Origin of the sequence: Paenarthrobacter sp. PPS72 (assembly GCF_048537125.1) — a bacterium.
In the GTDB taxonomy this organism is placed as follows: domain Bacteria; phylum Actinomycetota; class Actinomycetes; order Actinomycetales; family Micrococcaceae; genus Arthrobacter; species Arthrobacter nitroguajacolicus_E.
This window is the reverse complement of the sequence record NZ_JBLYIE010000081.1, coordinates 1-9,919: the sequence shown is the minus strand read 5'-3', so window position 1 is coordinate 9,919 and position 9,919 is coordinate 1. Positions and strand designations below refer to the sequence as shown.

The window sequence follows — 9,919 nt, the reverse complement described above, 5'->3', positions numbered from 1 at the left end:
GCCCGGTGGATCGAGGCTTAGACACCGGCGGCGGGATTCCCGCCCGCGGCCCTCCCGCCCGGCATCACGATGGCGGCTGCGACCCTGTGGCGTTGATGATCTGTGTCACGATTTTCCGGTGGCGTGCCTACATGCCAGCGGGGGAGCGGGTCACGGGTTTGGTGAGTTGTCAGTAAGCGGGAAAACTAGGACCATGCGTGTTTATCCCACATTCTTCAAGTTGGCCTTCTCCTGGATGGATGCCGAGAAGGCCCACAAGATCGGCTTCCAAGGGATCAGGGTAGCCCAACGTTCAGGTGCCGGCCGGATCCTGGCCAGGATTACAGCTCCTGATGCTTCCCTTCGTACGGAGGCGCTGGGTCTGACCTTCCCGTCACCCTTTGGCCTGGCGGCAGGTTTCGATAAGGAGGGTCACGGCATTGAAGCGTTGTCCGAGCTTGGATTCGGACATGTGGAGGTGGGAACCATTACGGGCCAGGCACAGCCAGGTAATGAGAAACCGCGCCTGTTCCGCCTGATTGAGGACAAGGCGGTCATCAACCGCATGGGATTCAACAACGACGGCGCAGCCTCAGTCGCGCCGAGGCTCAAGTCTGCGCGGGCTGCTTTGCAGCGGCAGCACCCGGACGTCCGGCCGATCATCGGGGTGAATATCGGCAAGACCAAGCTCGTAGAACTCGACGACGCTACCGAGGACTACTTGGTAAGTGCACGTAGCCTCGCGCCGGCAGCCGATTACCTGGTAGTCAACGTCAGCTCTCCCAATACTCCGGGGCTTCGCTTGCTGCAGAACGTGGAGACCTTGCGTCCGCTGCTGCGGGCCGTCGGAGACGCGGCCGACGAATCCGCCGGCCGGCATGTGCCGCTGCTGGTCAAGATCGCGCCTGATCTGTCCGATGACGACATCGACGACGTCGCACGTCTTGCCCTGGACCTGAAACTGGATGGAATTATTGCCACCAACACCACGATTTCCCGTGATGGTCTCGTCTCGGATGCAGCAAAAGTGGAGTCCCTCGGTGCGGGCGGTTTGTCGGGAGCGCCCCTCAAACAGCGCTCCTTGGAAGTGCTGCGCAGGCTCAAGGATGCGGTGGACGATCAGCTCGTGCTTATTGCGGTGGGTGGAGTGGAGACCCCGCGGGATGTTCAGGACCGTTTGGATGCGGGAGCCACTCTGGTGCAGGGGTACACAGCTTTCCTCTACGAAGGCCCGTTCTGGGCCTACCGCATCAACAAAGGCCTGGTGAAGCTTCGACGGCGGGCGTCGCGCTGATACTGGCCTAACGAAGACCCTAAGCAAAGAAGACCCCGGACCGACGGTCCGGGGTCTTCTTCTCTTCGCCAAAGCTGGTGATGCCCGAGTTCGCGGGCCCTTAGGCGGGGTACTGACCGCGCTTTACCTGAGGTTTCGGAAGGCGGAGCTTGCGGAACTGAAGAGCACGCATGCAGCCGTACCAGATGGAGCCGCGTTCCACTTCGCCGAACTTCTCGGTGAGACGCTTGCGGAGTTTGCGGGACAGGATGAAAACGTCTACGAAGACCGCGAGGAACATGATCCAGAATCCGATAAGGACGTAGCTGATGCCGGCACTGGTGGCCGGAATGATCAGGGAGATTACTACGAACAGCAAGGCGCCGAACATGAGGTACTCACCCAGGCTGAAGCGTGCGTCGACGTAGTCGCGCGTGTAGCGCTTCTGGGGCCCCTTGTCACGAACGGGGAGGAACCTCTCGTCGCCCGTATCCAAGGCCTGCCGCATTTTTTGCCGCTGGTCCTGGATGGCTACCCTTTCCGCTGCCTTGGAAGCCTTACGGTCGTTGGGAACCAATGGGCGCTTGCGGGCCGCTTCCTGGTCCTTCCGCTTGGGCGTTGGGGCACCCTTTCCTGCACCGGGCTCCGGTGCGGTGGCGTAGGCCTGATCTACTACTGATTGAGCGCTGGGCTCTTCCTTTTTGCGTCCGAACACCCATACAGAATACCCCTAGGAAGGTGGCGCACGTTACGTGTCCGGCTGCGGCAGGCTGTGCCTGCCGGGCGTGAGAAGACCCGGCGGTAAAGTGTGGCCCATGACTTCAGCACATGCGGAGATCCCGCAGAACAAGCAAGGGCATTCCGGCACCACCCCGGTCGAGGCACTGACCACGGTGGTCAACGAGTCCTTCGATTCCACTCTCGCGTCTCTGGAAGACCTGGTAGGTATTCCGGGGATTGCATGGCCAAGCTTCGACCCCAAGGAACTGGATCGAAGCGCTGACGCCGTTGCTTCCTTGGTGAGGGAAGCCGGCATGGAAGACGTTCGTATCCTTCGCTGCAACAAAGAGGACGGCACCCCCGGTGGTCCGGCCGTCGTCGCGCGCCGATCTGCAGCCGCAGGGCAGCCGACCATCCTGCTTTACGCGCACCATGATGTCCAACCCCCTGGGGATCGGAGCCTCTGGAACTCGGAACCGTTTGTCGCTGAAGAGCGTGACGGCCGGTTGTATGGCCGCGGTGCCGCCGACGACAAAGCCGGGATCATGGCGCACCTTGCCGCGTACAGGGCTGTCACCAAGGTGCTGGGAGAAGACTTCGGGCTCGGCGTGACCTTCTTCTTCGAAGGTGAGGAAGAAGCGGGGTCGCCCACTTTCAGGACCTTCCTTGAGGAGCACCAGGAGCTTCTCCGGGCAGACGTCATTGTTGTTGCGGACTCAAGTAATTGGAAGGTCGGCGTTCCTGCCCTGACCACCAGCCTCCGGGGCCTGGTGGACGGCACCTTCGAAGTGCGGGTCCTGGAACATGCCGTCCACTCCGGGATGTTCGGCGGGCCGGTGCTCGATGCCCCCACACTCTTGTCAAGGCTCATTGCAACCCTTCACGACGACGACGGCAACGTGGCGGTGGCTGGCCTGGTGAGCCGGGACGAGGTGGCCGTTGACCTTACTGAAGCGGACTACCGTGCCGATGCGTCAGTGCTCGACGGCGTGCGGCTCGCGGGTAGCGGAACCATTGCCTCCCGCCTATGGACCAAGCCGGCGTTGTCCATCATCGGTATGGACGTCCCGGCAGTCGATGTTGCATCGAATACCCTCATTCCAGCGGCGCGCGCAAAATTCAGCATGCGGTTGGCCCCTGACCAGGACCCCGACGCAGCAATGGCTGCCTTGAAGCAGCACGTTGAATCCAATGCGCCCTTTGGTGCCAGGGTGACGTTCACGCCGGGGGAGAGGGGCAGTGCCTTCTCCACCGATACCTCTTCTGCTGTAGCGCGTGTGGCACTGTGGGCGCTGGGCGAGTCTTGGGGTGTCATTCCAGTGGAAATGGGAATCGGCGGCTCCATTCCTTTCATAGCCGACCTCTTGGAGATGTATCCGGATGCCCAGATCCTGGTGACCGGCGTGGAAGACCCTGATTCCCGGGCGCACAGTGCGAACGAATCGTTGCACATCGGCGATTTCAGGCACGCTGTGTTGGCGGAGGCCTTGATGCTGGCCCGGCTCAACGCACAGGGTCTGTGGGAGTAACCTCCCACGGGCACCGGGAACAACTGAGTGCTGTGTGTGGTTACGTCAGGAGTTATAGCTAAGCGTCTGCGCGACGTAGCATTGGCTATAACCCGTATGTAATTGGGTAAGGGCAGGCAGCGTTCCGGCGTCGCCGCCAGGAGCTTCATAAGAAGGTAGGCCAATGAGCACTGCAACCAACGAAAACAGCACCGGAGCACAGCTCGTCACCAATGATGACGAACTGGCCACGCACGAGGTCAATCTGACCGACGTCGCCGCAGGCAAGGTCCGCAGCCTCCTCGAACAGGAAGGGCGCACCGACCTTCGACTGCGCGTTGCAGTCCAGCCTGGAGGATGCTCGGGCCTGATCTACCAGCTTTACTTCGATGAGCGCCTGCTCGACGGAGATGCTGTGCGCGACTACGACGGCGTTGAGGTGGTAGTGGACAAGATGAGCGTTCCTTACCTCACCGGTGCAAGCATCGACTTTGAAGACACCATTTCGAAGCAAGGCTTTACCATCGACAACCCTAATGCCGGCGGGTCCTGCGCCTGCGGCGATTCATTCCACTGATGTGAGCCATCGCTGCATGTCGGTGCCCTTTCGTGCGGCTAAAAAACCGTTCGTAGCCACGGCGCCGACATGTGCGCGAAAACCGCGGGATAGCGGTAAGCTCTACATCGGGTAGTAAAACTTTTAGTGTGCCCGGTGAGCCTCTGGCCTGCCGGGAGACAGCAACAAGAGGAAGGGCCGTCTGTGAGTTCGCAGAACCGAACCGGCAGCCGACGCATAAAGATCACATCGATCACTGGCTTGGCACTAGCCGGCGCGTTGGTTTTGACCGGATGTTCACCAGAGGTAGAGAAGGGTTGGCTGCCTACAGATCGCGGCACGACCAACCACACTGGCCGGATCATGGACCTCTGGGTCAACTCATGGATAGCCGCCTTGGCAGTAGGCATTATCACGTGGGGCCTTTTGGTCTGGTGCATCATTGCTTACCGCCGCCGCAAGGGCACCACGGGGTTCCCCAAGCAGCTCAGTTACAATCTGCCGCTGGAGGTCTTCTACTTGACCATCCCGCTGTTCATGGTGTTGGTATTTTTCTACTTCACTGACCGTGACCAGCGAGCGATCGATGACCGTTCACAGCCCGCAGACGTCGTTGTTGACGTCCGAGGCAAACAGTGGGCTTGGGACTTCAATTACAAGAAGGGGGAGGTCATCAACGAAGACCTCCATGAGGCCGGCGTCCAAGCGCAATTGACCGGTGCAGAGATCGACAAAGAAGTGCTCCCCACTCTGTACTTGCCCGTTGGCAAGTCAGTGGACTTGGAGCTGAACTCCCGTGACGTCATCCACTCATTCTGGGTTCCAGCCTTCCTTCAGAAGCGCGACATGATCCCGGGTAAGACGAACTACATCAGGTTCACCCCCACCAAGGAGGGCACCTTCGACGGCAAGTGTGCCGAACTCTGCGGTGAATACCACTCCGAAATGCTTTTCCGCGTCAAGGTTGTCTCCGAGTCTGAGTTCCAGGCACACATGGACAAGCTGCGCCAGGAAGGCAACACGGGCCTGCTCGGTGCGGAATATGACCGCAACCCGAACCTGAACGAAACCAAGTAAGGGGAGCGACGTGGCTACGTACACTCAATCCGCACCAGGGGTTCTGGAAGCTCCTGTTGTTCCTAAATCCAAGGGACGCATCGTCGTCAACTGGATCACCTCCACGGACCACAAGACCATCGGGTACATGTACCTTATTGCGTCGTTCGTGTTCTTCTGCCTCGGTGGCGTCATGGCGCTGTTGATCCGGGCCGAACTGTTCGAACCCGGAATGCAGATCCTGCAGACCAAAGAGCAATACAACCAGATGTTTACGATGCACGGCACCGTGATGCTCTTGATGTTCGCTACGCCGCTGTTCGCCGGCTTCGCCAACGTGATTATGCCACTGCAAATTGGCGCGCCGGATGTCGCCTTTCCCCGTCTGAACGCGCTGGCTTTCTGGTTCTTCCTCTTCGGTTCCACTATCGCGGTGTCTGGTTTCATCACGCCGCAGGGTGCCGCATCGTTCGGTTGGTTTGCTTATGCGCCACTGTCGAACACCACGTTCAGTCCCGGGGTAGGTGGTGACCTCTGGGTCTTTGGTCTGGCGCTGTCCGGCTTTGGAACCATCCTTGGTGCCGTCAACTTCATCACCACCATCATTTGCATGCGCGCTCCGGGTATGACCATGTGGCGCATGCCCATCTTCACTTGGAACACGCTTGTTACGGCGATTTTGGTTCTGATGGCCTTCCCGCCGTTGGCTGCAGCTCTGTTCGCACTTGGTGCTGACCGTAGATTTGGTGCACACATCTTTGATCCGGAGAACGGGGGCGCCCTGCTGTGGCAGCATCTGTTCTGGTTCTTCGGCCACCCTGAGGTGTACATCATCGCGCTGCCATTCTTCGGCATTGTGTCCGAGATCTTCCCCGTCTTCAGCCGTAAGCCGATCTTCGGCTACAAGGGTCTTGTGTACGCAACCATCGCCATCGCAGCCCTCTCCGTCACAGTGTGGGCTCACCACATGTATGTGACCGGTTCGGTTCTCCTGCCGTTCTTTGCCTTCATGACTATGCTGATTGCAGTGCCCACCGGTGTGAAGTTCTTCAACTGGATCGGCACTTTGTGGCAGGGATCCATCACCTTCGAGACTCCCATGCTTTGGAGCATCGGATTCCTGGTGACGTTCCTTTTCGGTGGTCTCACCGGAATCATCCTGGCGTCACCGCCGCTTGACCTGAATGTCTCGGACTCGTACTTTGTGGTTGCCCACTTCCACTACGTGGTTTTTGGAACAGTGGTGTTTGCCATGTTCGCAGGCTTCTACTTCTGGTGGCCTAAGTGGACTGGAAAGATGCTCAACGAACGTCTCGGGAAGATTCACTTTTGGCTGTTATTCCTTGGCTTCCACGGCACTTTCCTCATCCAGCATTGGCTGGGTGTGTCGGGGATGCCGCGTCGCTATGCGGATTACATGCCACAGGATAACTTCACGTGGATGAACCAGTTCTCCACCATTTCGTCCTTCGTCCTCGGTGCTTCGCTTCTGCCGTTCTTCTGGAACGTCTACATCACCTGGCGGAGTAACAAGAAGGTGGAAGTGGATGACCCGTGGGGCTTCGGCGCCTCCTTGGAGTGGGCAACCTCATGTCCTCCGCCTCGCCATAACTTCACTTCCCTGCCCCGTATCCGCTCCGAGCGCCCTGCCTTGGACCTTCACCATCCTGAGTTGGCCCAAGTCCACACGGCCGAGGCTCCGTCGCCCGCAGCAGCCGTTTTGGGTAACGCCGATCAAAGGGACGTCAGCAAATGAAAATTGAATCGTGGCTCTTTGGAGCCGGGGTCTTCTTCTTCGTCCCTGTAGCTATCGCCTACGGCTTCCTGACGGAATGGTCTGAGTGGGTTGGTGTGCTGGGCATTCTTCTCGTCGGTGGCCTTGCAGGCATGATCGGCGCTTACCTCGGGTTCACAGGTAAGCGCATAGGGTTGCGGCCCGAAGACCGCCCCGACGCAGAAATCCATGAAGGCGCCGGTGAGCAGGGGCACTTCTCTCCTTGGAGCTGGTGGCCGTTGGTACTGGGCTTGGCTTGTGCCGGAGGTTTCCTGGGCCTTGCCATCGGTTTCTGGGTGACTTATGTCGCCGGTGGCCTCGCCTTGATTGCTTTGGTTGGCTGGGTCTTTGAGTACAGCCGAGGCGATCACGCCCACTAAATAGCTGCTTTCACAAAGCTAGCTGTCAACACAAAACATTGGGCCCCACCTTTTGGTGGGGCCCATTGTCGTTATGTGGCTCATCGCATTTGGGGGTGTAGTCGGGGTTTGAATCCGCCGGTCTCGAGGGGATAGATACCCCAGGTCGCTTCGACTTCGACATGGTCGTCCGCTGCCAACAGGGCCTTCAGCCTGTCCTTCTGCTTGTCGGCAGGCAGATCATGACCGGTGTGCAGGGTCCGCCGGGCGGCGTAGAGCGGGTCCCCGGACCGTCCGCGATGGCCAAGGGGCTGCTGCTGCAGGCGCTGACGGCACCTGTCCAGGGCATCGCCGGCAAGCTGGACGACGTGAAACGGGTCCATGACCTCGACCGCGTCCGCGAGCTCCTCGGCGGCTGCGGTCTTGAACCGGGTGAACCCATCCATCGCAACGACCTCGATCCCGTCCCCCCAGACCTTGGGCTGTGCGGCGAGCCAAGCTTTGAAGACCTGTTTCGAGCGTCCCTCAGACATGTCCAGCAACCGGGCCGGTCCTGTCACGGACCGGGGTGAGGTCGATGATCATGGTGACGTACTTGTCCCCGTGCCGGGTGTGCCGCCAGACATGTTCATCTACGCCGATCACGGCCACCCTGTTGAACCGGCCCGGGTCCTCGATCAACACCCGTTTGCCTTCGGCAAGGATCGCGCTGTTCGCGGTATGCCAGGATACGCCCAAGCCTTCCGCGACACGGGCGACGGTGAGGTGCTGGCACACGATGCCCTCCAGCGCCCAGCGCAGCCAGCACTGCCCGGCCGGCACCAATCATCCGCAGGTCGGGAGACAGGAAGGTAGCGTGGGACACGACCTCGCCCTTTACCCGGCCACCGACGCGCCCACCCCCACTACACCCTCAAATGCGATGAGCCCCTTAAGTCCTGTTTGCCGCACGAGACCCCAGGCACTTCAAGGGATCTGCTTGTGCCGGCGAGGGCTTTCAGCGGGCTTGTGGACCCTCCAGGACAGCGGAAAGAGCAACAAGGGCACTCTGAGCCTTCGAGAGGGCTTGATCGTCGCTGAGTTCCTCTGGAGCTATTGCAAGGACGACTTCGCATCCGTGTTCAAAATCCTCTGTCATGACTTCCAGGAGAGAACGAGCGTCCACGGGCAGGCCATGGTGCTTGCGGATGGTCACCGGCAGGCCCGTCTCCGTCACCGCACGTACGAACACTGCGGCTGCCCTTGCGTGCAAGCCGATTTCGGCGGCGACGAAGGTTTTCTGCTCCGGCAACCCGGCTCCTTTGTTACGACGGAACTCCGCCTGGAAAGTGATCCATACCAGAGTAGCCGCCAGTGGGCGGGCCACTCTATTCTGCATGGCCGCTGGTCTAGACCCGGGCCATGCTGAATTATCCTTGGAGCATGAGTCAATTGCTGAAAGCCTGCCGTGGCTGAGGCAGCAAGCATTGCCGGTGAGATCGACCGAACCAGCGGCACGCCCATTTACGTTCAACTCCGCGAGATCCTGCGGACGTTCATTGCGCGGTCCTGCCCACCCGGATCTGCGCTCCCTTCGGAGCGGGATCTCGCTGAACGGTTCGGGCTGGCCAGGATGACCGTACGTCAGGCCATTGATGCTCTAGTTGGAGAAGAAGTCATTGAGCGCGTGGTGGGTCTTGGAACTTTCGTCAGAAAGCCGAAGCTGGATCTGCAGGTAAAGTTGACCTCGTACAGCGAGGAAATGCAGCGTCGCGGAATGGTGCCTGCAGCCAAGGTCCTGAGCTTTGAACAGATTGCTGCCAGTGCTTTCCTTGCCCGGGAGTTGCAACTGGACGAGGGCACGCCGGTGGTTCGATTCAGGCGGCTCCTGCTGGCTGACAATGAGCCCATGAGCGTAGATGAGAACTTCATTCCAGCACATCGGGTACCCGGACTGCTTGATGAGGCGCCTCCCACTTCGCTGTATAACGTTCTGAGTGAGCGTTTCGGCCTTGTGATGGAGTGGGGGGAGGACATGATCGAGGCCACCGCAGCCTCGCCGTCTACGGCAAGGCTCCTCAATGTTGATGTCGGTGCGCCGTTGCTGAAGATTCAGCGTCACGCCTTCGTTGCACGGGCCATGGTTGACTACTCTGTCTCGTACTATCGTGCAGACCGATACAAGCTCTGGGTGCCCTTGCAGCGCCCTGGAATTCGTCCCACCCGAAACTACTCCTCGGGGTATCGCACCCAGTAACCCCGGGCTGCCTGGAAGCCTTGGATGCAACGGAAAAGCTAAAAGACATACGCGAAGGACCCGCACCTTAGGCTGTTTCCGGGGGTCGTTGCAACACCTGTTGGTTAGGTGGTTAGTAGTAAATCACTGGCAACGCGGCTCGATCGACGTAAACGCTCGGCTGGAGTCTTCCAGGGTGAAGGATTTTGTGGCCGGCTATTTCCGCACCCTGGTCCGAGGTAAGGGATCGGCGCAGGTGCGCCGGCAGGGTGGCCATGGTTTTGATGAGGCCGTCCCGGACGGTTTCGGCGGTATGGTTGCCCGGGAGGTGGACGAGCATCACTAAGCGGGTGGTGCGTTCGACCAGGGCCGCGATCGCCGACTGGTTATTGGCAATCCCGGGTCATTGGGAGGGCGACCTCGTTTCTGAACTCACACGCATCTCCGGGTTGTCGGGGCGGAATTTTTCAAGCTGAACG

The 9,919-nt window shown here is 59.8% G+C and carries 9 protein-coding genes and 2 pseudogenes; 7 read left to right on the top strand and 4 right to left on the bottom strand.

The window, feature by feature from the left end; all coding sequences use genetic code 11:
• The first annotated feature begins 193 nt into the window (after positions 1–193).
• The gene (locus ACLRGI_RS23005) at positions 194–1,273 is read left to right on the top strand and encodes a quinone-dependent dihydroorotate dehydrogenase (protein WP_419203756.1); all 1,080 of its coding nucleotides are present in this window, start codon (positions 194–196) and stop codon (positions 1,271–1,273) included.
• Between the two features lie 100 nt (positions 1,274–1,373).
• On the opposite strand, the gene ACLRGI_RS23000 is transcribed toward ACLRGI_RS23005, so the two are convergent.
• Positions 1,374–1,967: a DUF3043 domain-containing protein gene (locus tag ACLRGI_RS23000; RefSeq protein WP_419203755.1), complete on the bottom strand. Its 594-nt coding sequence runs from the start codon at positions 1,965–1,967 to the stop codon at positions 1,374–1,376.
• 100 nt (positions 1,968–2,067) lie between these two features.
• On the opposite strand from ACLRGI_RS23000, the gene ACLRGI_RS22995 reads away from it, so the two are divergent.
• The 5 genes from ACLRGI_RS22995 to ACLRGI_RS22975 all read left to right on the top strand — a co-directional run bounded on the left by ACLRGI_RS22995 (position 2,068) and on the right by ACLRGI_RS22975 (position 7,246).
• The gene (locus tag ACLRGI_RS22995) at positions 2,068–3,501 is read left to right on the top strand and encodes a dipeptidase (RefSeq protein ID WP_419203754.1); all 1,434 of its coding nucleotides are present in this window, start codon (positions 2,068–2,070) and stop codon (positions 3,499–3,501) included.
• A 163-nt stretch (positions 3,502–3,664) separates the two neighbouring features.
• On the top strand, positions 3,665–4,057 hold the full coding sequence (locus ACLRGI_RS22990; RefSeq protein ID WP_419203753.1) for a HesB/IscA family protein: 393 nt from the start codon (positions 3,665–3,667) through the stop codon (positions 4,055–4,057).
• A 183-nt stretch (positions 4,058–4,240) separates the two neighbouring features.
• Positions 4,241–5,113: an aa3-type cytochrome oxidase subunit II gene (ctaC, locus tag ACLRGI_RS22985; protein ID WP_419203752.1), complete on the top strand. Its 873-nt coding sequence runs from the start codon at positions 4,241–4,243 to the stop codon at positions 5,111–5,113.
• Between the two features lie 10 nt (positions 5,114–5,123).
• Positions 5,124–6,848, top strand: coding sequence for an aa3-type cytochrome oxidase subunit I (gene ctaD / locus ACLRGI_RS22980; RefSeq protein ID WP_419203751.1), 1,725 nt, complete (start codon positions 5,124–5,126; stop codon positions 6,846–6,848).
• Complete coding sequence (locus ACLRGI_RS22975; protein WP_011774898.1) at positions 6,845–7,246, top strand: cytochrome c oxidase subunit 4; 402 nt, start codon at positions 6,845–6,847, stop codon at positions 7,244–7,246. Before ctaD ends, ACLRGI_RS22975 begins: the two co-directional genes overlap by 4 nt.
• A 131-nt stretch (positions 7,247–7,377) precedes the next feature.
• On the opposite strand, the pseudogene ACLRGI_RS22970 reads toward ACLRGI_RS22975, so the two are convergent.
• Positions 7,378–8,026 (bottom strand): annotated as a pseudogene (locus ACLRGI_RS22970) (ISL3 family transposase); the annotation flags it as partial.
• Positions 8,027–8,222: 196 nt separating this feature from the next.
• Complete coding sequence (locus ACLRGI_RS22965; RefSeq protein ID WP_419203750.1) at positions 8,223–8,516, bottom strand: HPr family phosphocarrier protein; 294 nt, start codon at positions 8,514–8,516, stop codon at positions 8,223–8,225.
• A gap of 156 nt (positions 8,517–8,672) precedes the next feature.
• On the opposite strand from ACLRGI_RS22965, the gene ACLRGI_RS22960 reads away from it, so the two are divergent.
• Positions 8,673–9,461 carry a GntR family transcriptional regulator gene (locus ACLRGI_RS22960; RefSeq protein ID WP_419203749.1) on the top strand — a complete coding sequence of 263 codons (789 nt, stop codon included), beginning with the start codon at positions 8,673–8,675 and terminating at the stop codon, positions 9,459–9,461.
• A gap of 184 nt (positions 9,462–9,645) precedes the next feature.
• On the opposite strand, the pseudogene ACLRGI_RS22955 reads toward ACLRGI_RS22960, so the two are convergent.
• Positions 9,646–9,831: pseudogene (locus ACLRGI_RS22955) on the bottom strand (IS30 family transposase); the annotation flags it as partial.
• Positions 9,832–9,919 lie beyond the last annotated feature (88 nt).

Bases quoted from the DNA above. Each gene is read 5' to 3' on its own strand.
- ACLRGI_RS23005 (WP_419203756.1), top strand. From the start codon at position 194: ATGCGTGTTTATCCCACATTCTTCAAGTTGGCCTTCTCCTGGATGGAT.
- ACLRGI_RS22995 (WP_419203754.1), top strand. From the start codon at position 2,068: ATGACTTCAGCACATGCGGAGATCCCGCAGAACAAGCAAGGGCATTCC.
- ACLRGI_RS22990 (WP_419203753.1), top strand. From the start codon at position 3,665: ATGAGCACTGCAACCAACGAAAACAGCACCGGAGCACAGCTCGTCACC.
- ACLRGI_RS22975 (WP_011774898.1), top strand. From the start codon at position 6,845: ATGAAAATTGAATCGTGGCTCTTTGGAGCCGGGGTCTTCTTCTTCGTC.